17 protein-coding genes are annotated in these 23,661 nt (G+C 72.1%); 9 read left to right on the top strand and 8 right to left on the bottom strand.

The window, feature by feature from the left end; genetic code table 11:
• Positions 1 to 60 precede the first annotated feature (60 nt).
• The 3 genes from GGQ69_RS07105 to acnA all read left to right on the top strand — a co-directional run bounded on the left by GGQ69_RS07105 (position 61) and on the right by acnA (position 6,602).
• Positions 61 to 2,151: an APC family permease gene (locus GGQ69_RS07105; RefSeq protein WP_183526425.1), complete on the top strand. Its 2,091-nt coding sequence runs from the start codon at positions 61 to 63 to the stop codon at positions 2,149 to 2,151.
• 13 nt (positions 2,152 to 2,164) lie between these two features.
• The gene (locus tag GGQ69_RS07100; protein WP_183526421.1) at positions 2,165 to 3,622 is read left to right on the top strand and encodes a class I SAM-dependent RNA methyltransferase; all 1,458 of its coding nucleotides are present in this window, start codon (positions 2,165 to 2,167) and stop codon (positions 3,620 to 3,622) included.
• A gap of 280 nt (positions 3,623 to 3,902) precedes the next feature.
• The gene (acnA, locus tag GGQ69_RS07095; RefSeq protein ID WP_010143314.1) at positions 3,903 to 6,602 is read left to right on the top strand and encodes an aconitate hydratase AcnA; all 2,700 of its coding nucleotides are present in this window, start codon (positions 3,903 to 3,905) and stop codon (positions 6,600 to 6,602) included.
• A 117-nt stretch (positions 6,603 to 6,719) separates the two neighbouring features.
• On the opposite strand, the gene cls is transcribed toward acnA, so the two are convergent.
• Entirely contained in the window at positions 6,720 to 8,198 is a 1,479-nt protein-coding gene (gene cls, locus GGQ69_RS07090) for a cardiolipin synthase (RefSeq protein ID WP_183526418.1), read from the bottom strand.
• Positions 8,199 to 8,312: 114 nt separating this feature from the next.
• On the opposite strand from cls, the gene GGQ69_RS07085 reads away from it, so the two are divergent.
• From GGQ69_RS07085 to GGQ69_RS07065, 5 genes are all read left to right on the top strand, one after another.
• Positions 8,313 to 9,530: an AI-2E family transporter gene (locus GGQ69_RS07085; RefSeq protein ID WP_221243359.1), complete on the top strand. Its 1,218-nt coding sequence runs from the start codon at positions 8,313 to 8,315 to the stop codon at positions 9,528 to 9,530.
• A 149-nt stretch (positions 9,531 to 9,679) separates the two neighbouring features.
• Positions 9,680 to 11,671, top strand: a complete 1,992-nt coding sequence (gene dxs / locus GGQ69_RS07080) for a 1-deoxy-D-xylulose-5-phosphate synthase (RefSeq protein WP_183526415.1) — start codon at positions 9,680 to 9,682, stop codon at positions 11,669 to 11,671.
• Positions 11,668 to 12,165 (top strand): hypothetical protein, encoded by a 498-nt coding sequence (locus GGQ69_RS07075; RefSeq protein WP_010143312.1) that lies wholly within the window; start codon positions 11,668 to 11,670, stop codon positions 12,163 to 12,165. Before dxs ends, GGQ69_RS07075 begins: the two co-directional genes overlap by 4 nt.
• 82 nt (positions 12,166 to 12,247) lie before the next feature.
• Positions 12,248 to 13,222 (top strand): aldo/keto reductase, encoded by a 975-nt coding sequence (locus GGQ69_RS07070; RefSeq protein WP_183526412.1) that lies wholly within the window; start codon positions 12,248 to 12,250, stop codon positions 13,220 to 13,222.
• Positions 13,222 to 13,512, top strand: coding sequence for a PLD nuclease N-terminal domain-containing protein (locus tag GGQ69_RS07065; protein ID WP_221243358.1), 291 nt, complete (start codon positions 13,222 to 13,224; stop codon positions 13,510 to 13,512). Before GGQ69_RS07070 ends, GGQ69_RS07065 begins: the two co-directional genes overlap by 1 nt.
• Positions 13,513 to 13,532: 20 nt before the next feature.
• Here the strand turns inward: GGQ69_RS07065 and GGQ69_RS07060 are convergent, their stop codons facing one another.
• The 6 genes from GGQ69_RS07060 to msrB form a co-directional block, all read right to left on the bottom strand.
• Positions 13,533 to 14,072, bottom strand: a complete 540-nt coding sequence (locus tag GGQ69_RS07060) for a ubiquinol-cytochrome c reductase iron-sulfur subunit (protein ID WP_255459441.1) — start codon at positions 14,070 to 14,072, stop codon at positions 13,533 to 13,535.
• A 25-nt stretch (positions 14,073 to 14,097) separates the two neighbouring features.
• A complete protein-coding gene (locus tag GGQ69_RS07055; protein WP_183526409.1) occupies positions 14,098 to 16,317 on the bottom strand; it encodes a 3-hydroxyacyl-CoA dehydrogenase NAD-binding domain-containing protein in 2,220 nt (739 codons plus the stop codon).
• Positions 16,318 to 16,441: 124 nt separating this feature from the next.
• A complete protein-coding gene (locus tag GGQ69_RS07050) occupies positions 16,442 to 17,599 on the bottom strand; it encodes a ribonuclease D (RefSeq protein ID WP_010143306.1) in 1,158 nt (385 codons plus the stop codon).
• 124 nt (positions 17,600 to 17,723) lie between these two features.
• Positions 17,724 to 18,326 carry a DUF3000 domain-containing protein gene (locus GGQ69_RS07045; protein WP_183526406.1) on the bottom strand — a complete coding sequence of 201 codons (603 nt, stop codon included), beginning with the start codon at positions 18,324 to 18,326 and terminating at the stop codon, positions 17,724 to 17,726.
• Positions 18,327 to 18,383: 57 nt separating this feature from the next.
• On the bottom strand, positions 18,384 to 19,454 hold the full coding sequence (locus GGQ69_RS07040) for a low specificity L-threonine aldolase (RefSeq protein ID WP_183526403.1): 1,071 nt from the start codon (positions 19,452 to 19,454) through the stop codon (positions 18,384 to 18,386).
• Entirely contained in the window at positions 19,451 to 19,951 is a 501-nt protein-coding gene (gene msrB, locus GGQ69_RS07035; RefSeq protein WP_183526400.1) for a peptide-methionine (R)-S-oxide reductase MsrB, read from the bottom strand. Before msrB ends, GGQ69_RS07040 begins: the two co-directional genes overlap by 4 nt.
• Before the next feature lie 104 nt (positions 19,952 to 20,055).
• On the opposite strand from msrB, the gene GGQ69_RS07030 reads away from it, so the two are divergent.
• Complete coding sequence (locus GGQ69_RS07030; RefSeq protein ID WP_183526397.1) at positions 20,056 to 21,465, top strand: S9 family peptidase; 1,410 nt, start codon at positions 20,056 to 20,058, stop codon at positions 21,463 to 21,465.
• A gap of 28 nt (positions 21,466 to 21,493) precedes the next feature.
• Here the strand turns inward: GGQ69_RS07030 and GGQ69_RS07025 are convergent, their stop codons facing one another.
• Positions 21,494 to 23,539, bottom strand: coding sequence for a M3 family metallopeptidase (locus GGQ69_RS07025; RefSeq protein WP_183526394.1), 2,046 nt, complete (start codon positions 23,537 to 23,539; stop codon positions 21,494 to 21,496).
• Positions 23,540 to 23,661 lie beyond the last annotated feature (122 nt).

Genomic DNA, 23,661 nt, shown 5'->3' with positions numbered 1-23,661 from the left:
ACGGCGAGTCCAGTGTGCCACGCGGCCTCACCCCGGGGTGACCGGATGTACGGTTGAGCCGTGCCCAGGATCCTCGAGCCGGTCCGCCGACTGCTGGTCGGCAGGCCCTACGACACCGAGCGGCAGCGCAGCCGGCCCCTGGGGCGTGCCGTGGCGCTGCCGGTGTTCTCCGCCAACGCCCTGTCCTCCGTGGCCTACGCCCCGGACGAGATCCTGCTGACCCTCGCCCTGGGCGGCACGGCGGCCCTGGCCATGGGCCCGGACATCGGCCTGGTGGTGGTGGCCGTGATGCTGCTGATCGTGCTGTCCTACCGTGTGTCCATCAGCGCCTATCCGCGGGGCGGGGACTACGCCATCACCCGCGCCAACCTCGGCCCCTGGGCCGGGGTCACGGTCGGGGCGGCCATGATGATGGACCTGGTGTTCACGGTGGCCGTCTCGGTGGCGGCCATGGCGCACTACCTGGCGGCCGTGTTCCCGGTGCTGACCGGAGCCGAGCTGTGGGTGGCCGTGGTCGGCGTCGTGGTCCTGGCCCTGGCCAACATCCGCGGAGCCGGCCGGGGCCGGCTGCTCCCCGCCGTGCTGGTCTACCTGTTCCTGACCCTGCTGTTCGGGATGCTGGTGAGCGGGCTCGTCCAGGACCTCACCGGCACCCTCGGCGCGGCCCGGTCCGCGGACGTGGAACCCGTCCCGGACCCGGCGTTCGCCCAGGGGCTGGGCGGACTGGCCGTGGCGGTGCTGGCGGTGCGCGCCTTCTCGTCCGGTTCAGCGCTCGCCACGGGCGTGGAGGTCCCGGCCGCCAACGTGGACGCCATGGCACAGCCGCGGATCCGGACCGCGCGGTTCGTCATGCTGGCCATGGGCCTGCTCGCCGGCGCCTCCACCCTCGGGGTGATGTACCTGGCCGACCGCACGGACGTGGTCTTCGTCCTGGATCCCGCCACCCTGCGCACCGCCGGCGGGGGAGAGGTCCCGGCAGACTACGTCCAGAACCCGGTGCTCGCCCAGCTCGCCAACGCGGTGTTCGGGCAGGGCGGGCTCCTGTCCGGTGCCCTGGTGCTGCTGGTCGCCGTGCTGCTGCTGCTCGCCGGGCACTCGGCGTTCAAGTCCTTCCCGGAGCTGACCTCCCGGCTCGCCCGGGACGCCTACCTGCCCCGTCAGCTGCTCACCCGCGGGGACCGGCTCGGCTACACCAACGGGATCGTCCTGCTCACCCTGGCCGCGCTGGTCCTGGTGGTGGCCTTCCGGGCCCAGACGGCCCTGCTGGTCCAGCTGTACGTGATCGGCGTCTTCCTGTCCTTCACCGTCAGCCAGCTGGGGATGGTGCGGCACTGGACCCGCCAGCTCGCCCACACCCCGGGCGGCCGGCCGCGCCAGACGGTCCGGCTCCGGCGGGCGGTGAACCTGGTCGGTCTCGCCGTGACGGCACTGGTCGCCGTGGTGGTCCTGGTCACCCGGTTCACCTACGGTGCCTGGGTGGCCCTGCTGGCCATCGCCGTCATGGTCTCCGTGATGGCCCGCATCCGGGCCCACTACGACGCCGTCGCCGCGGAACTGGACCTCACGCCCGCGGAGGACGCCCGCGCGCTGCCCTCCCGCGTGCACGCCCTGGTGCTGGTGATGAGCGTGCAGCGCCCCACGCTGCGCGCCCTGGCCTACGCCCGCGCGTCGCGGCCGTCCAGCCTCGAGGCCGTGGTGGTGGACCTGGACAAGGCCGCCACCCGGAGGCTGCTGGCCGAATGGGACCGGTTGCAGCTGCCCGTCCCGGTCACCGTGCTGGCCTCCCCGTACCGGGAGATGGCCGAGCCGCTGATCCGCCACCTCCGCACGCTGCGCCGCAGTTCCCCGAGGGACCTGGTGGTGGTCTACATCCCCGAGTACGTCGTGGCCCGCGGCTGGCAGTCCCTGCTGCACAACCGCACCACACAGCGCATCAAGGAGCGGTTGCACCGGGAGCCCGGGGTGATGGTCGCATCCGTCCCGTGGCAGCTTTCCCGCAGGCAGGGGCCGGGTGCGGATACGCGACCGCTACCTGAATCCGAGGCGATCCCGCCGGGGACTGGACCCGGCCCAGTAGAGTCTTCGGTGAAGGACAGTGCGTCGAGGGTCGGCGAGACCGGCCCCCTCGACGCGGGTGCCCACGACCGCTGAGAGGACGTCGAGGATGACCAGTACCCGGGACACCAGCAGGTTCGACGGAGCCCTACGGCCCGTGGACGACGATTCCGGAGCCTATGACGTGCCCCAGCTGCTCGAACTCGAGGCCGGCCCCATGGCGCACGGCGGCCATTGTGTGGCCCGGTACGACGGCCGGGTGGTCTTCGTCCGCCACGCGATTCCCGGAGAGGTGGTCCGGGCCCTCGTCACCGAGGCGGGGGAGGGCGCCCGGTTCTGGCGTGCAGACGCCGTCGAGGTCCTGCAGGGCTCCGAGTTCCGCCGCACCCACCAGTGGAAGCTCGCGGACTCGCTGCGGGCCCATGCCGCCGGGCGACTGCCGGTGGGCGGGGCCGAATTCGGGCACATCGTGCTTCCGCACCAGCGCCGGCTCAAGGCACAGGTCTTCCGGGACACGGTGCACAGGATCGCGGGCATCCAGCTCGACGTCCACGTCACCGGTGCCCCGGGGGACGACCCCTCGGGACTGCACTGGCGCACCCGCAATTCCTTCGCCGTGACCCCCACCGGCCGGCTCGCCATGCACGCCCACCGCTCCACCGTCCTGGTCCCGGTGCGGAACATGCCGCTGGGCGTGCCGGGACTGGACGCCCTGAAGCTGTGGGAACTGGACCTCACGGGCATCGAACGCGTGGAGGTCGCCACCCCCGCGGACGGCCAGCCCTCGCTCGTGGTGCTGACACCGGTCGAGGGAGCGGACATCGCCCAGCTCGGCGGCCGGATGCACCGCCAGACGGCACGGCTGCCCGAGGGGACCTCCGTGGTCCTGATGGGCCCGCCGGAGCGGCCCGGGGACCGGCCCACGCTGCACCGGTTGCGGGGGCGCACCTGGACGCAGGAGGTGGTGGAGTCCCGGATCGGCGGGAGGAAGACCTACCGGATCACCGGGGACGGCTTCTGGCAGGTCCACCGGGCGGCTCCCCAGATGCTGGTGGACGCCGTCCTCGAGGCGGCCGACCCGCAGCCCGGACAGGTCATCGCTGACCTGTACGCCGGGGCCGGTCTGTTCACCGCGTACCTGGCCGACGCCGTCGGGACGCAGGGACTGGTGCTGTCCGTGGAGGCCTCCCCGGGAGCCAGCCGCGACGCCCGGCGGAACCTGCACGGGGTCGAACAGGCCGCCGTGCTCAACGGCCTGACCGACCGGATCCTGGGTGGTTGGCTGAGGGATCCGGCGGCGCCGGTGAACGAGTGCGGCCTGGGCTCCCGGCACGTGGACACCGTGGTGCTCGACCCGCCCCGCGCCGGAGCCGGCAAGACCGCCGTGGAACGCATCCACCGGCTGGACCCCAAGCGCATCGTGTACGTGTCCTGCGACCCGGCCTCGTTCGCCCGTGACCTGGGCCTGCTGAACCAGGCCGGCTGGTCCGTGGAGGCCGCGGACGTCTACGACCTCTACCCGGACACGCACCACATGGAATCGGTCGCGCTGCTGGTCCGCCACTGACGCCCGCGGCGTCCGTCCACCGTGTCAGGAATCCCTGACGGGCCGTCAAGAAAGCCGTGTCACCGCCGGTGAATGGACGGATGACGGGCCGCCCTTCGGGATAGGATGGTCGGCGAGCCCCCTGTGACGGCGTCGACAGACCGCCGGCCCAGGACGGGCACCTGGCCGTCGCCACCGGTCCGGCATCGCCCGTACGCGGTGCCGGGAGAGCCGGTAGGCGCGGCAATGGCACTCAAGACCGGCCAATCGCCCTGACGCAGGGCGGGAAGAGGAGTCCTCCGTGACTACTGTTGACAGCTTCGGCTCCAAGGGCGTCCTGGACGTCAATGGAGCCGAGTACGAGATTTTCCGGCTCAACAAGGTGGAGGGTGCCGAGAAGCTGCCCTACTCCCTGAAGGTCCTGCTGGAGAACCTGCTCCGCACCGAGGACGGTGCCAACGTCACCGCCGAGTCGGTCAAGGCCCTGGCCTCATGGGATCCGAACGCCCAGCCGGACACCGAGATCCAGTTCACCCCGGCCCGTGTCATCATGCAGGACTTCACCGGCGTCCCCTGCGTGGTGGACCTGGCGACCATGCGCGAGGCCATCAAGGACCTCGGCGGCGACCCGACACGCGTGAACCCGCTCGCCCCGGCCGAGCTCGTCATCGACCACTCCGTGCAGATCGACTCCTTCGGCAACGACCACGCCGTCGAGCGGAACATGGAGATCGAGTACCAGCGCAACGGTGAGCGCTACCAGTTCCTGCGCTGGGGCCAGACCGCGTTCGACGACTTCAAGGTCGTCCCCCCGGGCATGGGCATCGTCCACCAGGTCAACATCGAGAACCTCTCCCGCACCGTGATGACCCGCGAGGTCGACGGCGTGCTGCGTGCCTACCCGGACTCCTGCGTCGGCACCGACTCCCACACCACCATGGTCAACGGCCTGGGCGTGCTGGGCTGGGGCGTGGGCGGCATCGAGGCCGAGGCCGCCATGCTCGGCCAGCCGGTGTCCATGCTGATCCCGCGCGTCGTGGGCTTCAAGCTGACCGGTTCCATCCCCGCCGGAGCCACCGCCACCGACGTGGTCCTCACCATCACCGAGATGCTGCGCCAGCACGGCGTGGTCGGCAAGTTCGTCGAGTTCTACGGCGAGGGCGTCGGCTCCGTGCCGCTGGCCAACCGCGCCACCATCGGCAACATGTCCCCGGAGTTCGGCTCCACCGCCGCCATGTTCCCGATCGACCAGGTCACCCTGGACTACCTGCGCCTGACCGGCCGCTCCGAGGAGAACATCGCCCTGGTCGAGGCCTACACCAAGGAACAGGGCCTCTGGCACGATCCGTCCAAGGAGGTCCAGTACTCCGAGTACCTCGAACTGGACCTGGGCACCGTGGTGCCGTCGATCTCCGGCCCGAAGCGTCCGCAGGACCGCATCGAGCTGACCGACGCCAAGGACCAGTTCCGCAAGGACATCCACAACTACGCCTCGGAGGACGAGGCCGGTGCGGGCCGTCCGTCCAAGACCGTGCCGGTCTCCATGCAGGACGGCCGCCAGTTCGAGCTGGACCACGGCGCGGTGTCGATCGCCTCGATCACCTCCTGCACCAACACCTCGAACCCCTCGGTGATGATGGCCGCCGCCGTGCTGGCGCGCAACGCCGTCGAGAAGGGCCTGACCTCCAAGCCGTGGGTCAAGACCTCCGTCGCCCCGGGCTCACGCGTGGTCACCGACTACTACGAGAAGTCCGGCCTGATCCCGTCGCTGGAGGCCCTGGGCTTCCACATCGTCGGCTACGGCTGCACCACCTGCATCGGCAACTCCGGCCCGCTGGAGCCGGAGATCTCGCAGGCCATCCAGGACCAGGACCTGTCCGTGACCTCGGTGCTCTCGGGCAACCGGAACTTCGAGGGCCGCATCAACCCGGACGTGAAGATGAACTACCTGGCCTCCCCGCCGCTGGTGGTCGCCTACGCCCTGGCCGGCACCATGGACTTCGACTTCGAGAACGACCCGCTGGGCCAGGACTCCGAGGGCAACGACGTCTACCTCAAGGACATCTGGCCGGACCCGACCGAGGTCCAGCAGATCATCGACGCCTCGATCGACACCGAGATGTTCACCCACCAGTACGGGACCATCTTCGACGGTGACGAGCGCTGGCAGGCCCTGGAGACCCCCGAGGGCGACACCTTCGCCTGGGACCCGAACTCCACCTACGTCCGCAAGCCCCCGTACTTCGAGGGCATGAAGGCCAGCCCGGAGCCGGTCTCGGACATCGAAGGCGCCCGCGTGCTGCTCAAGCTGGGCGACTCGGTGACCACCGACCACATCTCCCCGGCCGGTTCCTTCAAGTCGGACACCCCGGCGGGCCAGTACCTGCTGGCCAACGGCGTGGAGCGCAAGGACTTCAACTCCTACGGTTCCCGTCGTGGCAACCACGAGGTGATGATCCGCGGCACCTTCGCGAACATCCGCATCAAGAACCAGCTGCTGGACGGCGTGGAGGGCGGCTTCACCCGCGACTTCACCCAGGACGGCGCCCCGCAGGCCTACGTCTACGACGCCGCCCAGAACTACCAGGCCGCCGGCACCCCGCTGGTGGTGCTGGCCGGCAAGGAGTACGGTTCCGGCTCCTCGCGTGACTGGGCCGCCAAGGGCACCGCGCTGCTGGGCGTCAAGGCCGTCATCACCGAGTCCTTCGAGCGCATCCACCGCTCGAACCTCATCGGCATGGGCGTGCTGCCGCTGCAGTTCCCCGAGGGCCAGAACGCGGACACCCTCGGGCTCGTCGGCACCGAGACCTTCTCGATCACCGGGATCACGGCCCTGAACGAGGGCACCACCCCGAAGACCGTCAAGGTCACCGCGACGGCCGAGGACGGCAAGGTCACCGAGTTCGACGCCACCGTGCGCATCGACACCCCCGGTGAGGCGGACTACTTCCGCAACGGCGGCATCCTGCAGTACGTGCTGCGCCAGATCGCCGGCAAGTGACATCGCCCTGAGGTGAGGCCGGCCCCGACGCCGGCCCGCCGAGAGCGAGAGGACCGGGACCCCCAGCGGGTCCCGGTCCTTCGTCGTCCGGACACGTCCCGGGCGGACGCGGGACCGTCACTGGAGGGCGGAGGTGAGCCGTGCGAGCCCGTCCAGGACGGTGGAGCGCAGCGGTTCCCTCTCCCACTCGGCCAGGGTGAGCTCCCGGCTGATCTCGCGGTAGCCGTCCTCGACGCCGCGCATCTGCTCGACGAAGCCGGCCCCGCGCACGAGCAGCGACACCTCGAGGTCCAGGGCGAAGGACCGGATGTCCATGTTGCTGGAGCCGATCACGGCGGTGTCGTCGTCGATCGAGAGGTGCTTGGCGTGCAGGATGAACGGCGCGGGGTACCGGAAGATGCGGACCCCGGCCCGCAGCAGCGCGCCGTAGTAGGAGCGCTGGGCATGGAAGACCGGCCCCTGGTCACCCCATTCCGAGACGAACAGGTGCACCTCGAGACCGCGGTGGCAGGCGGACGTGATGGCGTACATCATCGCCTCGTCGGGCACGAAGTAGGGGCTGGTGATGATGACCCGGTGCCGGGCCGAGTAGAGCAGCGCGAGGAAGAGGTGCAGGTTGTTCTCGTACTCGAAGCCGGGCCCGCTCGGCACCACCTGGCATTCCAGCGCCGCCGGCGAGTCTTCGAACCCGACGGCGGGGGCGGCGACGTGCTCGCCGTCCAGGACCTCATCGGTCTCGCAGTACCAGTCGGTCAGGAAGACCGCGTTGAGGCCACTGACCACCGGGCCGGTGGTCCTGGTCATCAGGTCCTGCCACTGCAGCCCGCGCCGCAGGTTCTTCGCCAGGTTGTAGCTGCGGTCGACCAGGTTCTGCGAGCCCATCCAGCCGATCCGGCCGTCCACCACGACGAGCTTGCGGTGATTGCGCAGGTCGGGGCGCTGCCATTGTCCCCTCAGCGGCCGCACGGGCAGCATGAACGACCACTGCACCCCGATCCGGTCGAGCTCCGCGACGGTCTCGCGGTGCCCGGGGGCGCGGACCGAGGCGACGTGGTCCAGGAGCAGGCGCACCACCACACCGCGGGCGACGGCGTCCTCCATCGCCCGGAAGAAGTCCCTCGTCGCCACGTCGTACGAGACGATGTAGAACTCGACGTGCACGAAGCTGGTGGCGCTGTCGATGTCGGCCGTCATGCCGACCAGCGAACCGGCGTAGTCGCCGACGAGCTCCGCCCGGCTGCCGCCCACGGCCGGCACGGCGCCGAGTGCCCGGTTGAGCTCCACCACCCCGTCGAACCACCCGGGCCGGCGGGCCCTGACCGCCTCGGGCACCAGGTGCACGTCCCGCACCCCGGCGGCGATCATCCGGTTGACCTCGGCCTGCCTCGCGCGCCGCTTCCGCGGCAGCTTCGGGCTGCCGATCAGCAGGAAGAACAGGATGCCGAGGTAGGGGACCAGGAGGATCGCCAGCAGCCACGCCATCGCCGCCGTCGGCTTGCGGTCGCGCGGGATGACAATGAGCGCGGCGATGCGGATGGCCAGGTCGACCGCGACGAGGACCACTGCGATGAGCACCGTCCCCTGCTGCGGCTCCATTCCGCCGACGATAGCGGGGGACGCCGAGGCGCTACATCACCCGATCAGGATGATGACCGCGCGCGGCGCCGTACCTACTCTGGCGATACCACTCGAGCACGAGACGAGGTCGCGATGAGCAGCACCGGTTCGCGCCTCGACGGCCGCACCGGCCGCTACCCCCGGGGGACGATCATCCTCCTCGGCGCAGCTGCCGCCGTCGTCGTGGGCGCGGGGATCCACGGCATCCGGGACATCCTGGCCCCCGTGCTGCTCACCCTCGTGCTCGTGATCTGCGCGAGCCCCGTGCGCGGCCGCCTCGAGAGGCTCGGGGTGCCGTCGGGGCTGGCCACCGGTTCGGTCATCCTCGTCGTGTTCGCGCTGCTGGCCGTGTTCACGTACACGCTGATCATCGCCTTCGCGCAGTTCGTGGCGATGCTGCCGACGTACGCCTCACAGTTCCAGGAGATCGGTGCCCAGATCGCCGCCGCACTGACCAGGCTCGGCATCGGGCAGGCCCAGATCCAGTCGTTCGTCGGCGGCCTGGACCCGGGCAGCATCGCCGCGGCCATCACCGGCGCCCTCGGAAGCGTCGCGAGCATCACGGGCGCGCTCGTCATCGTGCTCACCATGATGATCCTGATGGCGGCCGATGCCGCCTACGCCCGGACGATCCTGCGCCAGCTCAGTGAGCGACGGCCGGACCTGGTCCGGGCGCTGCGCGACTACGCCACGAACGTGCGGCGCTACATGGTGGTGACCACGGTGCTCGGCGTGGCGCAGGGTGCGCTCAACGCGACCGCGCTGTACATCATGGGGGTGCCCGCCGCCCTGCTCTGGGGGCTCCTGGCCTTCCTGTGCAGCTTCATCCCGAACATCGGCTACTTCTTCGCGATCATCCCGCCGATCGTCTTCGGCTTCCTCGTCGGCGGCTGGCCGACCGTGGTCTGGGTCGTCGTGGTCTACGGCGTCATCAACGGGGTGGTGCAGTCGATCGTCCAGCCCCGGGTGGTCGGGCAGGCCGTCTCCCTGAGCCAGACCGTCACCTTCTTCTCGGTGCTGCTCTGGGCCGCGCTGACCGGTCCGGTCGGCGCGATCCTCGCGATCCCGCTCACCCTGCTGGTCAAGGCACTGCTGGTGGACGCCAACCCGGAGGCCCACTGGCTGCGCCCGGTCATCGGCCCCACGGCGGAGACGCGGGAGATCCTGAGGTCCGAGGAGGCCGCGGCGAGGACGGCCCGCACATCGAGGCGGGCCGAGGCCCGACGTACCGGAACAGCCCGTCGCACCGGAACGGCCCGTCGCGGCACCAGTCCCCGGCGGGGCCCGACACCGTCCGCGCCGACCGCCTGATCGGGCCCGCGTGCGCATAGTACGATGAGGGAAGCAGCTGAGGCGTACTTTCCCTGGGGCGCTGGGTCCCGGGCCTTCCCCGGCTCCCCGGCCTCGTGGGAGGGGTCCCTCCGCGTCATCCCGTCCCCGGCCGAAAGGACCGCCAGCCCGTGGGCCTTCTCGAAACGATCCGTTCACCCCAGGACCTCAGCCGGCTCACGCCCAGCCAGGTCCGGAGGCTGGCGGAGGAGGTCCGGACGTTCCTGATCGCCAACGTCTCCCGCACCGGCGGTCACCTCGGTCCCAACCTGGGCGTGGTCGAGCTGACCCTCGCGATCCACCGGATGTTCGACTCCCCGCGGGACGCGGTGATCTTCGACACCGGGCACCAGTCGTACGTGCACAAGCTCGTCACCGGGCGGCAGGACTTCTCCACGCTGCGCCAGCAGGGCGGGCTGTCCGGATACGGCGACCGGGGTGAGTCGGTGCACGACGTCGTGGAGTCCTCCCATGCATCGTCCTCCCTGTCCTGGGCGGACGGCATCTCCCGCGCCTGGGCACTGCGCGGCGAGGGCGACCGGTACGTGGTCGCCGTGATCGGCGACGGAGCGCTGACCGGGGGCATGGCGTGGGAGGCCATCAACAACATCGCCGCGGACCGCGACCGCCGCGTCGTGATCGTCGTCAATGACAACGGCCGGTCCTACGCCCCGACCGTCGGCGGCCTGGCGAACCAGCTCTCGGCCCTGCGCCGGGCGTTCCTGGACAAGCTGCGCACCCACCGCACCTACGAGGACACCCTGGACTTCTGGAAGGGCCGGCTGCAGACCTCCGGTGCCGCCGGGCGCTTCGTCTACCGCTCCCTGCACGCCACGAAGAAGGGCATCAAGGACTGGTGGGCCCCGCAGGGCCTGTTCGAGGACCTCGGGATGAAGTACATCGGCCCCATCAACGGGCACGACCAGGATCAGCTCGAGGAGGCCCTGACCGACGCCCGGAACTACGCGGGCCCGGTCATCGTCCACGCCATGACGGAGAAGGGCCACGGTTACGCCCCGGCGGTCGCGCACGTGGACGACCAGTTCCACGCGATCGGCAGGATCGACCCGGAGACCGGCGAACCGGTGGCCTCGAGCTCCGGACCGTCCTGGACCTCGGTCTTCGGCGACGAGATCGTGGCGATCGCCGACGAGCGCCCGGACATCGTGGCCATCACCGCCGCCATGAAGATCCCCGTCGGCCTGGGCGCGATGGCCGAGAAGCACCCCCAGCGCGTCTACGACGTCGGCATCGCCGAACAGCACGCGGTCACCTCGGCGGCCGGCATGGCGTTCGGCGGGCTGCACCCTGTGGTCGCCGTCTACGCCACGTTCCTCAACCGCGCCTACGACCAGGTCCTGATGGACGTCGGCCTGCACCGCGCCGGCGTGACGTTCGTCCTGGACCGCGCCGGGGTCACCGGACCGGACGGACCCAGCCACCACGGCATGTGGGACCTGGCGCTGCTGCAGTCTGTGCCCTCGCTGCGGATCGCCGCGCCCCGGGACGCCGAACGGCTGCGCGAGGAACTGCGCGAGGCCGTGGCCGTGGAGGACGCCCCGACCGTGGTGCGGTTCTCGAAGGGCTCGGTCGGCCCGGAGATCGCCGCCCTGGAACGCCTGGACGACGGCGTGGACGTGCTGCTGCGCCTCGGCGCGGCCTCCGCGGAGCCCGGTGCCGAGCGCGACGTGTTGATCATCGCCGTCGGCGCCCTGGCCGAACTGGGCCTGGACGTGGCCGCACGGCTGGCCGACCAGGGCATCTCCGCCACCGTCATCGACCCGCGGTGGGTCCTGCCCGTGCGCCGCTCGGTCATCGAGATGGCCGCGGACCACCGGATCGTCGTCTGCCTCGAGGACGGGGTGCGGGCCGGCGGCGTCGGCTCCCGCATCCGGCAGGAGATGCGCGCCCGCGGCGTGGACACCGCCCTGAACGAGGTCGGCCTGCCCGTGGAGTTCCTGGCCCACGGCAGCCGCGAGCAGGTGCTCGAGCGCACGGGCCTGACGGCCCGCCAGGTCGCCCACGACACCGTGGCCCAGGTCCTCGGCACCAAGGTGCCGTTCGCCCGGCCGCTCACCGGCCAGGACACCGGCCCGATCCCGACGACGAAGGAGCAGTCTTGAGCATCGTCCGCACCTACCGGCGCAGCGAGTCCGACGGCCAGCCCCGGCTGGACTACCGCGAGGCCTGGTTCGCGCCCGGCAGCGGTGAGGTGGTGGTCCACCACGGCCGGGTGGGCACCACCGGCACGACGTCGGCCGAGAAGGTCGCGGACGACGTGGCCGGTGAGGAGCTGCTCGCCAGTTTCGCGGCGCAGTGCGCCGAGGACGGCTTCGCCGAGGTGCCCGCCGAGGAGATGGACCGGCTGCAGGTCGCCTACCGGCTCAAGGGCTTCGAGCCGACGCAGGTCGAGCGCGGCCTGGTGGTGCGGCTCCGCGGCGAGATCACGAACCAGCTGGCCTGGCGCGGACTGGGCGAGGTCGTCGGCGAGCGGCTCGAGTCGGGGCAGGTCGTCTTCGAGGTGACCACCCCGCACCGGCGCAAGGCCGCGGCCGAGATCCCGGCCGCGGCGAAGCTCGCGGGCGTCCAGGCCTCGCGCGTGACGACCTCCGCCTGAACCGCCCGGCCTGAACCTCCCGGCCTGGACCGTCCGAACCGCACCGCCCGATTCCGCCCTCTCCGGAAGGACCCTCCCACCCATGCAGTACCGCCGCCTCGGACGTTCCGGGCTGACCGTCTCCGTCGTCGGCCTCGGCTGCAACAACCTCGGCCGTCCCGGCACCGCCACGCTGGAGCAGGAGGGTACCGACGCCGTCGTGCACGCCGCCCTGGACGCCGGGGTGACCCTGTTCGACGTGGCGGACACCTACGGTGCCACCGCCGGCCTGAGCGAGGAACGGCTCGGCGCCGCCCTCGGCGCGCGCCGCGAGGACGTGGTGCTGGCCACGAAGTTCGGCATGGACGCCGGCGGGGCCAACGGACCGGACCTCGGGGCGCGGGGCTCCCGGCGCTACATCGTGCGGGCGGTGGAGGCGTCCCTGCGACGCCTCGGCACGGACTGGATCGACCTGTACCAGTTCCACACCCCGGATGATGCCACGCCCATCGAGGAGACGCTGTCCGCCCTGGACGACCTGGTCCGTTCCGGCAAGGTGCGGTACGTCGGGCACTCGAACCGGGCCGGCTGGCAGATCGCCGAGGCGGAGTTCGTGGCCCGGCAGCTGGGCACCGAACGGTTCATCTCCGCCCAGAACCACTACAACCTGCTGGACCGCCGGGCGGAGCTCGAGGTGATGCCGGCGGCCCGTGCCTACGGCCTGGGCGTGCTGCCGTACTTCCCGCTGGCCAATGGCATGCTGACCGGCAAGTACTCGGCCGGGTCGGCCCCGGAGGGCTCGCGGCTGTCCCACACCCGCACGCACATGGTCCGGGACGCGGACCTGGAGCAATTGCGGCGCTTCGGGGACTTCGCGCGGGAGCGTGGGCTGCACGAGGTGGACCTGGCCTTCTCTTGGCTGGCCGCGCAGGAACCGGTCGCCTCGGTGATCGCCGGCGCCACCCGTCCGGAACAGGTGCGCCAGAACGCCGAGGCGGTGCGCTGGGTGCCGACGCACCGGGAACGGGCCGAACTGGACGAGATCTTCCCGGCGGTGCCGAAGGTCGCGCTGTTCTAGTGGACTCCCTCTCCCTGACCGCGCTCGAGGTCCTGATGTGGATCGTGGCCATCGCCGTGGTGGCGGTGCTCGTCACCGCCCTGGTGTCCCTGTCGCGATCACCCCTGGACCCGGCCCGGCGGCTCCCGTGGGCCTTCGCGATGTTCCTGCTGCCGGTCATTGGCCCGGCGGTCTGGCTCTGGTGGCGTTTCTCCTACTACCCCCAGCGCAAGGCGGAGCAACCGCACTGGGACCCGAACCGCCGCGAGGTGATCGTCAACCCCCCGCGCCGGCCAGGAGCCGGGCGGTAGCCGCGCGGGACGGGACTGATCTAGAGCGTCACCATCACCCAGTCGCCGTCCACGGTGGCGGTGAACTCGGTCAGCGGCTTCTGTGCCGGCCCGCCGAAGGGCACCCCGGTGTCCACGGCGAAGTGGGAGCCGTGGCACGGGCAGGCGAAGACGTCCTGACCGGACTCCGTGGCCGGGGCGACCGTGCAGCCCTGGTGCGTGCAGACCGCTGAGAAGGCGTGGACGACGTCCTCCGCCTCACGTCGCAGCAACAGGGTGCGTCCCTCCACCTCGACCGAGGCGGACGTCCCCACGGGCAGCTGGTCCGCGGGCAGCGTCTGGGTCGGGGTGCCGCCCACGTGGTGGGAGGGCGCATCGGCCCGGTTGCGGATCTGGTCCGTGCATCCGGCCAGCCCCGCCGTGGCCAGCCCCGCCGCGCCGAGCACCGCGCCGCGTTCCAGGAAGGTCCTGCGGGAGGTGCCGCACCCGCACCCGGTGCCCGGGCCGGCGTCGGGGACGGGAGCCGTTCCGGAGGAACGGGGGGAGGGGGAACCGGGGCCTGGCTGGGCGGTAGTCGTCATCCCCCCATTATCAGCCCGCGCCGGCTCAGCCGTGGAACCTGGTGCCGTTCACGCGCTGTGAGGCGCCCACGTCGTCCAGGTAGGGGGTGATCCCGCCCAGGTGCATCGGCCAGCCGGCGCCCAGGATCATGCACAGGTCGATGTCCCGGGCATCAGCCACCACCCCGTCGGCGAGCATCAGGCCGATCTCCTCGGCCAGGGCGTCCTGGACGCGCACGAGCAGTTCCTCGCCGGTTTGGGGGGAGTCGCCCTGGTCCAGCAGCGCCGCCGTGCCGGCCGGGATGGTCTCACCCGAGGCGCCGCCGGACTCGGCCTCGATCCGGTCTCCCGTGAGGTCCTTGGCCCAGAGGGCGGTCTTGCCGGCGTCGATGAGGCGCTGCAGGTTGGCCGAGACGGGGAAACGCGCGTCCCCGAAGGCGGCGTTGAGGGACTCGGTGACGTGCTGGGCGACCGGGATGCCCACCATGGCCAGCAACGTGAAGGGCGTCATCGGCAGCGCGAGGGAGTCGAGGGCGTGGTCCGCCGTGCCCGCCGGGGTGCCCTCATCGAACGAGGCCTGCACCTCGCCCATCATGCGCAGCAGGACGCGGTTCACCACGAAGGCTGGGGCGTCCTGGACGAGCACGGCGGTCTTGCCCAGGGTCCGGGCCGTGCCGAACGCGGTGGCCAGGACCTCGTCCGTGGTGGCCGGGCCGCGGACGATCTCCAGCAGCGGCATGGCGGCCACCGGGTTGAAGAAGTGGAACCCGACGAGCCGTTCCGGGTGGTCCAGGTCCGCGGCCATCCCGGTCACGGAGAGCGAGGAGGTGTTGGTGGCGAGGATGCAGTCGGCCGAGACGATGGCCTCGAGCTCGGCGAGGACCTGCTTCTTGACGCCCATCTCCTCGAAGACCGCCTCGATCACGAAGTCGGCGTCCGCGTAGACGTCCTTGGACACGGAACCGGTGATGAGCCCGGCCAGCTCGGTCCCGGACCCGGCCGAGAGCCTGCCGCGGGAGACCAGCCTCTGCACCTGGGACCGGACGTGCGCCAGGCCGCGGTCCACGCGGGCCTGGTCGATGTCCGTCATCACCACCGGCACGCCCAGGCGCTGGGCGAACAGCAGGGCCAGCTGGCCGGCCATCAGACCGGCGCCGACCACGCCGACCTTGCGCACCGGCCGGGCGAGGGAGACATCGGGGGCCCCGGCGGGGCGCTTGGAGCGCTTCTGCACCACGTCCAGGAAGGCGTAGACGGTGCGGTGGAACTCCGGGGTCAGGGTCAGGCGCGCCAGCGCCTCGCACTCGGCGGCGGCGGACTCGGCCCGGCTGCGGTGCCGGCCGGCCTCGAAGAGCTCCAGGACCGCGGCCGGTGCCGGGACGTGGCCGCCGGTCCTCTCGGCGACGATCCGGCGGCCCTCGTCGATGGCCTCGTCCCAGGCGGCATCCGAACGGTCCCGGTCCCGCTGGGACTCCAGGGCCGCGAGGGTGTCGGCGTCCCCGGTCACCACGCCGGCGGCCCACGCCAGCGAGGCGTCGAGGAACCCGGTGGGGTCCGCGGGGTCCTCGGAGGGGTCGAACAGGGCGTCCGCCAGGCCGATCGAGTACGCCGTGCGCCCGTCGATCGAGCGGTTGTTGTGCAGCGGGTTGGCGAGCATCAGCGTCACCGCGTCCTTCGGCCCGGTGATCCGGGGGGTCTTCCACACCCCGCCCCAACCGGGGACCAGGCCGATGAACGCCTCGGGCAGTCCCAACCCCGTCGCGGCGGAGGACACCGTACGGTACTGCGCGGCCAGCGCCAGCTCCAGCCCGCCACCCAGCGCGAGTCCGTTGATGAACGCGAAGGAGGGTACGGGGAACTCGGTGAGCAGGTCATAGACCTCGTGGCCCAGCCGGGCCAGCAGTGCACCGTCGGTGGGCTCGGTGAGTTCCGTGATGGAGCCGAGGTCCGCGCCGGCCACGAGGAACCCGGGCTTGCCGGTGACCGCGAGTGCGGCGATCTCCCCGCCGCGGGCCCGCGCGGCCTGGCCGGTGAGCACCTCACCGAGGCCGATCAGCGTGTTCGGGCCCAGGGTGGTGGGACGCCGCGGGCCGGCATGGTTGTCGAGCGTGATCAGGGCCAGGGTCCCGGCCCCGCCCGGCAGCACGAGGTCCCTGACCTCGGCCCGGGTGACGACCTCGTCCGGGAAGCGGGCCGCGAGGCCCCGGAAGGCCTCGAAGCGGTCGGGTGCGGTGGTCTCGGACGAGGGGGCGGGCGAGGCGGGCATGCTGCTCCTGGGATCGGGGGCGGGCGGACGGTGTGGGCACCGCCCAGGTTACCGATCGGTAACTACAGGGGCAAGGGTGCGTCGGCCGTGGGCGGCCACGGCCGCCGTTCGCTGGCCGCCCCGCTCACGCGGCCGGATCGGGATCCAGCAGTGCGACGGTGATGATCGGCGCCGTGATCTGCACCTGCCACCGGCGGGCGCCGAGATCCGTCAGCGCGGCCGAGACCGAGTCCAGGTCGATCGCCTCGGGCGGGGTCCAGCACACCCGGCGCAACGTGTCCGGGGTCAGCAGGTTCTCGGTGGGCAGGTTCAGCTCCTCGGCCTTGTTGCCCACCCACTCCTTGGCCGTCTTGAGCCTGCGGTCGGCCAGCGGGTTGCGGTCCCTCCACACGCGCGGCGGGGGCGGGCCCTCGTTGGGCACGTGCAGTGCCGGCAACCGGTCGGGGGTCCGTGCCGCCGCCTGCCCGGCCTGGATGGCCCGGAGCCAGCGCGGCGCCTCCTTGGCGGCGGCCCGGCCGTGGAAGCCGGGGGTCTTCAGCAGCGCGGGGACCGTGGAGGGCTGGGCCGCGGCCGCGGAGACGATCGCCGAGTCTGGGATCAGCCGTCCCGGGGCGGTGTCCCGGTTCCGGGCCAGTGCCTCCCGGGCCTCCCAGAGCTCCCGGACCACCGCCAGTTGCTGGGGCCGGCGCAGCTTGTGCATCCCGGAGGTCCGGCGCCACGGGTCCGTGCGGGGCCCTGGCAGGGGAGTGGTGCGGATGGCCTCGAACTCCTCCTCGGCCCAGTCGAGCTTGCCGGAGGCCTCGAGCATGCCCACCATGGCGGCGCGCAGTTCCACGAGCAGCTCGACGTCGAGCGCCGCGTACCGCAGCCAGTCCTCGGGCAGTGGCCGCTTGGACCAGTCGGCGGCGGAGTGTTCCTTGGCCAGCGTGACCCCGAGCAGTTGCTCCAGCACGGAGGCCAGGCCCACCCGGGGCAGCCCGAGGATCCGGCCCGCAAGTTCCGTGTCGAACAGCCGGTCGGGCCACATCCCCAGTTCCGAGAGGCAGGGCAGGTCCTGGGTGGCGGCGTGCAGGATCCACTCCACGCCGGTCAGGGACTCCTGGATGACCGCGAGGTCGTCGAACGCCTCCGGGTCGATGAGCCAGATGCCGGCACCCTCGCGCTTGATCTGGACGAGGAAGGCGCGTTGGCCGTAGCGGAACCCGGAGGCCCGCTCGGCGTCGACGGCCACCGGACCGGTGCCGGCCGCCAGCAGGCGGGCGCACCGCTCGAGTTCCTGCACGGTCTCGGTGACGAAGGGGATTCCTCCCGCCGGCTCCGTGATGAGCCGGGGGACCGCGGCCGCAGCCTCGGTCTGTGCCTCGGGCTCGGTCGTCTCCGGGATGCGGCTGGTCTCTGCGGTGATGTCAGTTCCTCCTGATGCGCGGCAGGGGCGTGACCCCGTCCGGGACCGGGGGCAGGCCGGCGAAGGCGCAGACCATGTCAGCCCAGGCCTCCAGGTGTTCGGTGGTGTCCGGACCCTCGGGGGTCCATGATGCCCGCAGCTCGATGTCGGTGGTGTCCGGCCGCGTGGCCAGTCCGCCGAAGCTCTCCGAGAGTACGCGCGTGGCCGTGCCACCGGCCTCGGTGTAGCGGGCGTGGTGGGTCTCCAGTGCCTCGACGAGCCAGGTCCATGCCACGGCGCCGAGCATCGGATCACTGCCCAGGTCCAGCTCGAGCGAGGCGCGGATGTAGGTCACCACCCGGAACGTGCCCTGCCAGACCTCGGAGCCGGCCGGGTCGTGGAGCAGGATGAACCGTCCGGTGGCCAGTTCGGACGGGCCCAGGTCGGAGGGCTCGTGGACCTCGGCGGCCAGCGCCACGGCATACGGCGCCAGCCGGCCGGGGGCCGGGATCTCGTCCAGGGTGACCTCCTGCCGGTGCCGGGCGCGGCGCAGGCCCGCGAGCGCCTCGCGGAACTCCGTGGGAAGGCGCCGCGACTCTGCGGGATGGTGGCCTAGGGCAGTCACGGTGTCAACGTGAAAGCCCTGCCTGAGGGATGTCCGTGCGACGCGCCGTGGCGAGGCTCACCGCGTGGCGTCCAGTGCGGAGGACAGGGCGGCGGTGAAACCGTCCACGTCGTCGGCGGTCGTGTCCCAGGAGGTCATCCAGCGCACCTCGTTCCGGGAGCGGTCCCAGTCGTAGAACGCGTACCGGGAGCGCACGGCCTCGGCGACCACCGGGTCCAGCACGGCCAGCACCTGGTTGGCGGCCGGCTCCTGGGTGAGGGTGACGCCGTCGAGGGCGCGGACGCCCTCGGCCAGCCGTGCCGCCATCGCGTTGGCGTGCCGGGCCGATCGCAGCCACAGCTCGTCCGTGAGCAGCGCGACCAGCTGGGCCGAGACGAAGCGCATCTTCGAGGCCAGCTGCATCGAGGACTTGCGCAGGTACTCCACCGCCTTCCCGGCCCCCTGCGGCCCGGCCTGCACGGCGTCCGGGTTCAGCAGCACGATGGCCTCGGCCCCCAGGGCCCCGTTCTTGGTGCCCCCGAAGGAGACGATGTCCACGCCGGCGTCGGTGGTGAACGAGCGCAGCGAGGTGCCCAGCGCGGCGGCCGCGTTGGCCAGTCGGGCCCCGTCCATGTAGAGCGCCATGCCCAGGCCGTGCGCGTGGTCGGCCAGGGCCCGGACCTCGTCCGGGGTGTAGACCGTGCCCAGCTCGGTGACCTGGGCGATCTCGACGACGGCGGGCTGGGCGCGATGGACGAAGCCGAGGCCGTGGGCCTGGGTGTCGACCAGTGTGGGGGTGAGCTTCCCGTCCGGGGTCGGCACGGTGTAGAGCTTGGTCCGGGCCACGCGTTCGGGGGCCCCGCCCTCGTCCTGGTGGATGTGGGCGCTCTCGGCGCAGATCACCGCGCCCCAGGGGGGCAGCAGCGACTGCAGCGCGACCACGTTCGCCGCGGTGCCGTTGAAGACCGGGAACCCCTCGGCCCGCTCACCGAATTGCCCGCGGACCGCCTCCTGCAACCGTGCCGTCCAGGAGTCGTCACCGTAGGCGCTCTCGTGGCCGGTGTTGGCCTCGGCGATGGCCGCGAGCACCTCGGGGTGGACGCCGGCGTAGTTGTCCGAGGCGAAGCCGCGCGGGGCGGGTCCGCTCATGCGCCGGCCTTGGGCTGCAGAGTCAGGGACACCGAGTTCATGCAGTAGCGCAGGTCGGTGGGCGTGCCGAAGCCCTCGCCCTGGAACACGTGCCCCATGTGGGAGCCGCAGTTGGCGCAGCGCACCTCGATGCGCTCCATGCCCAGGGTGGAGTCGCGGATGTACTCCACCCGGTCCTCGGCCAGCGGGGCGAAGAAGGAGGGCCAGCCGCAGTGGGCGTCGAACTTGGTGTCCGAGCGGAACAGCTCCGAGCCGCACGCGCGGCAGGCGTAGACGCCCTCGGTCTCGGTGTCCCAGTACTCCCCGGTGAACGGGCGCTCGGTCCCGGCCTGGCGCAGGACCTGGAACTCGGCCGGGCTCAGGCGCTCGCGCCACTCCGCGTCCGAACGATCCCGCGCCGCCGGGTCACCGGCGGGACCGGGGGCGGCGGGCGAGGCGGGGACGGGGACGGAGTCGGGACTGCCGGGGGTGGGATGCGGATCACTCATGGTCCCCATAACACCACGGACCGGCCAGTTGTTTCCCGGGCCCGCCCGCGACGACCCGGCCGGCGACCCATCCGGTTGGCACACCGGTCCGCCCGGCGGACACAATGGAGCACATGAGCCCACGCACCACCTCCGCGCGTCCCTCCCCGTCCGGGCTGGCCGGCCTGACCGGCCGGTGGCGCGGCCGGGGCCGGAGCCTGCGCAAGGGCATCGGGAAGGCGGAGCCGGTGATGCGCTGGTCCTCGGTGGCCGCCGTGGCCGGCGTGGTGACCGGCTCGGTGGCCGCCGGCACCATCTCCGGGCTTGCCGGACTGTTCGCCCGGACCGTGGTGACGCCGGTGAAGACGCCGGCCGAGGACCTCGAGATCCTCGCCGTCGTCCAGGGCGAGTCCGGACTGGAGATCATCCTCCCGGTCAACGAGGAGACCACCGTGCCGGGGACGTACTCCCTGGTGTTCGACGGCGGCGCCGGCGTGGCGCGCATCGGGGCGGTGTCCTCGTTCGACCCGCGCGACGGCACCGTCCAGCGCGAGGTCGAGGAGGTGTACTCCGGGGACCTGTCCAGGGCCGTCCGGGGCCGGTGGGCCGGGTTCATCTACCCCGATCCGCGGACGCTGGGCTACGAGGCGCTGGACGTGAGGATCGCCGTGGAGAACGGCTCCGCCCCGGCCTGGCTGGTGCCGGCGGCCGGTGACCCCGCGCGCCGGACCGGCACGGCCACGGCGCACCCCGGTCCCGAGCAGGGCCCGGTGGCCGGCAGCCCCGCGCGCGTCCTGCCGGGGGAGGGCATCTGGGCGATCATGGTCCACGGCCGGGGCGCCAAGCGCACCGAGGGGATCCGCGCGATCGGCTCCGCCCGGGCCCTGGGCATGACCTCCCTGCTGATCTCCTACCGCAACGACGGGGACGCCCCGGCGGCCGGGGACGGGCGCTACGGCCTGGGGACCACGGAGTGGCGCGACGTCGAGGCCGCGGTCGCGTACGCGCTGGAGCACGGTGCCCGCGAGGTGGTGCTGTTCGGCTGGTCCATGGGGGCCGCCGTGTGCCTGCAGCTGGCCGACCGCTCCGAACTGGCCTCCTCCGTGGCCGCCATGGTGCTGGACGGCCCCGTCATCAACTGGATCGACGTGCTGGCCCACCAGGCGAGGCTGAACCGGCTGCCCGATGCCTCCGGGCGCCTCGGGCAGTGGCTCATGAGCAACCGGGCCGGCCGCTGGGCCACCGGACTGGCGGCCCCCGTGGACCTGAAGGCCATGAACTGGGTGGCCCGGGCCGACCAGGTGCGGGTGCCCACGCTGATCCTGCACTCGGAGGACGACGACTTCGTCCCCGTCGGGCCCTCGATGGACCTGGCCGCGAAGAACCCGCAGATGGTGAGCTTCGTGCGGTTCACGCTGGCCCGGCACACCCGGGAGTGGAACGTCGACCCGGAGAAGTGGGACCGCGCGGTGCGCCTGTGGCTGCACGCGGTGCTCACCTCGCCCCGGCCCGGCCTGTCCCAGCTGGTCGCGGCCGGGTCCTGAGCCGCCCGGCGCGGGACCGCCGGGCGGCTCAGCCCAGCAGCCCGCGGCGCCGCAGCAGGTGCTCCGGGTCCGCGTCACGGCCCCGGAAGGCCCGGTAGGACTCCAACGGGTCCCGCGTGTTGCCGCGGGAGAGCAGTTCCGCGCGGAAGCGCTCGCCGTTCTCGCGCGTCAGCCCGCCCCGGGACCGGAACCACTCCACGGTGTCCGCGTCCAGTACCTCGGACCAGATGTAGGAGTAGTACCCCGCCGCGTAGCCGCCCGCGAAGATGTGCTTGAAGTACCCGGTCCGGTAGCGGGGCGGGACCAGGGCGGGATCCAGCCCGGCGGCCTCGAGCGCCTCGTGCTCGAAGACGAGCGGGTCCTGCACCACCGTCCCCGGCGCCAGGGAGTGCCAGGCCAGGTCCAGCATGGTCGCGCCCAGGTACTCCGTGGTGCGGAACCCCTCGCCCCAGAGCGAGGACGCCTCGATGGCCGCCAGCACCTCGGGGTCGATCGCCTCGCCGGTGTCCACGTGGCGCGCGTACGCGGTGACGACCTCCGGCCAGTACATCCACATCTCGTTGACCTGGGACGGGAACTCCACGAAGTCCCGCGGCACCGCCGTCCCGGACAGGGAGGCATAGCGGGCCGTGGACAACAACCCGTGCAGCGCGTGCCCGAACTCGTGGAACAGGGTGGTCACCTGGTCCACGGTCAACAGCGCCGGCTCACCCTCGGCCGGGGCCGGGATGTTCAGGGTGTTGGTGACCACGGGCTGCTCGCCGAACAGCGTCGAGGCCTCGCGGAGGGAGTCCATCCAGGCCCCGCCGGACTTGGTCGGCCGGGTGAAGAAGTCCCCCACGAACAGGCCCAGCCCGGCGCCGTCGGCGTCCAGCACCTCCCACACGCGCACGTCCGGACGGTATCCCGGCAGCTCCGGGCGCTCGCGGAAGGTGATCCCGTAGAGGGCGGTGGCGGCGGCGAAGACGCCGTGGGTCAGGACCCGGTCCAGCTCGAGGTACGCGCGCAGCCCGGAGGCGTCCACGCGGAACCTCTCCCGCTCGATCCGGGCCGCGTGGAAGGGCCAGTCCCAGGGCTCCACCGGGTGTCCGGCCGCGGTCTCGACCTCCGCCCTCTCCCGTCGGGCATTCGCGGTGGCGGCCGGGATGATCCGGCCGAGCAGGTCCCGGACCGCCGCCAGGTCCGGGGCCGTCCGGTCCTGCAGGGCGTAGTCGGCCCAGCTGGAGTGTCCCAGCACCCCGGCCTTCTCGGCGCGCAGGGCGGCCTGTTCCACGGCCAGCGGCAGCGTGGAGTGCTCGTCGTCGGTGCTGCCCCGGTGCCAGGCGGCCTCGTGGACCCGCCGACGCGACTCCCGGACCTCGAGTGTCTCCAGCCAGGGCTGGGAGGTGAACATGGACAGCGTGAGGAGGTAGCCGTCGTCGTGCCCGGCGGTGCGGGCCGCCTCCGCGGCCGCGGCGAGGTCCTGCTCCGTGAGCCCGGCCAGCTCCGCGGCCGAGGCGAACCAGACGGCCGCGGCCGTGTTCCCCTCCACCATGCGGCGCCCGTACTGGGCGGAGAGCACGGCCAGGCGCTCGTTGATGGCGGCCAGGCGCCGCTTGGCGGCCGCGTCCAGGTCCGCGCCGCGCAGGCGGAAGGCCCTGAGGGTCTCCGTGGCGAGCCGGTGATCCTCGCCGGTCAACGCCTCCAGGTCCACGCCGGCCAACCGGCGGTAGAGACGCTCGTCGAGGTAGGTCGCATCCTGGTGGGCCGACAGCTCCGGACTGATCTCCTCGTCGATCCGGTGGCGGGCGTCCGTGCCGTCGGCGGCCACCAGGTGGTGGAAGACCATGGACACCCGGCGCAGCGCCCGGCCGGAGCGCTCGAACGCCAGGACGGTGTTCTCGAAGGTGACGGGACCCGGGTCCGTGGCGATGACCTCCAGCTCGGCCCGGTGCGCGGCCATGCCCGCCCGGAACGCCGGCAGGAAGTGGTGGTCCTGGATGGCGCCGAAGTCCGGCAGGCCGTAGGGGAGCGCGGACGGCGTCAGCAACGGGTTGGCATCGGTGCCGGCGGCGGTGAGGGTGTCGGTCGTCATGGTCAGCAACTGTTTCACATCCACCGATCCGTGGACAGGGTGCTCACTGCGCCGCGGCGGCGTCCCGCTAGACTCGTCAGCAGACTTCAGCCGGTACCCGCCGGACGTCACCAACAGCCGAT

The organism is Micrococcus sp. TA1 (genome assembly GCF_014199555.1).
GTDB lineage: Bacteria > Actinomycetota > Actinomycetes > Actinomycetales > Micrococcaceae > Citricoccus.
Note: the sequence above shows the minus strand (reverse complement) of the source record. Positions and strands in the feature narration are given on the sequence as shown.

Excerpts from the sequence above, each read along its gene's own strand:
- GGQ69_RS07100 (WP_183526421.1), top strand. The coding sequence starts at position 2,165 with ATGACCAGTACCCGGGACACCAGCAGGTTCGACGGAGCCCTACGGCCC.
- cls (WP_183526418.1), bottom strand. The coding sequence starts at position 8,198 with ATGGAGCCGCAGCAGGGGACGGTGCTCATCGCAGTGGTCCTCGTCGCG.
- GGQ69_RS07085 (WP_221243359.1), top strand. The coding sequence starts at position 8,313 with ATGAGCAGCACCGGTTCGCGCCTCGACGGCCGCACCGGCCGCTACCCC.
- GGQ69_RS07070 (WP_183526412.1), top strand. The coding sequence starts at position 12,248 with ATGCAGTACCGCCGCCTCGGACGTTCCGGGCTGACCGTCTCCGTCGTC.
- GGQ69_RS07060 (WP_255459441.1), bottom strand. The coding sequence starts at position 14,072 with ATGACGACTACCGCCCAGCCAGGCCCCGGTTCCCCCTCCCCCCGTTCC.
- GGQ69_RS07055 (WP_183526409.1), bottom strand. The coding sequence starts at position 16,317 with ATGCCCGCCTCGCCCGCCCCCTCGTCCGAGACCACCGCACCCGACCGC.
- GGQ69_RS07040 (WP_183526403.1), bottom strand. The coding sequence starts at position 19,454 with ATGAGCGGACCCGCCCCGCGCGGCTTCGCCTCGGACAACTACGCCGGC.
- msrB (WP_183526400.1), bottom strand. The coding sequence starts at position 19,951 with ATGGGGACCATGAGTGATCCGCATCCCACCCCCGGCAGTCCCGACTCC.
- GGQ69_RS07030 (WP_183526397.1), top strand. The coding sequence starts at position 20,056 with ATGAGCCCACGCACCACCTCCGCGCGTCCCTCCCCGTCCGGGCTGGCC.
- GGQ69_RS07025 (WP_183526394.1), bottom strand. The coding sequence starts at position 23,539 with ATGACGACCGACACCCTCACCGCCGCCGGCACCGATGCCAACCCGTTG.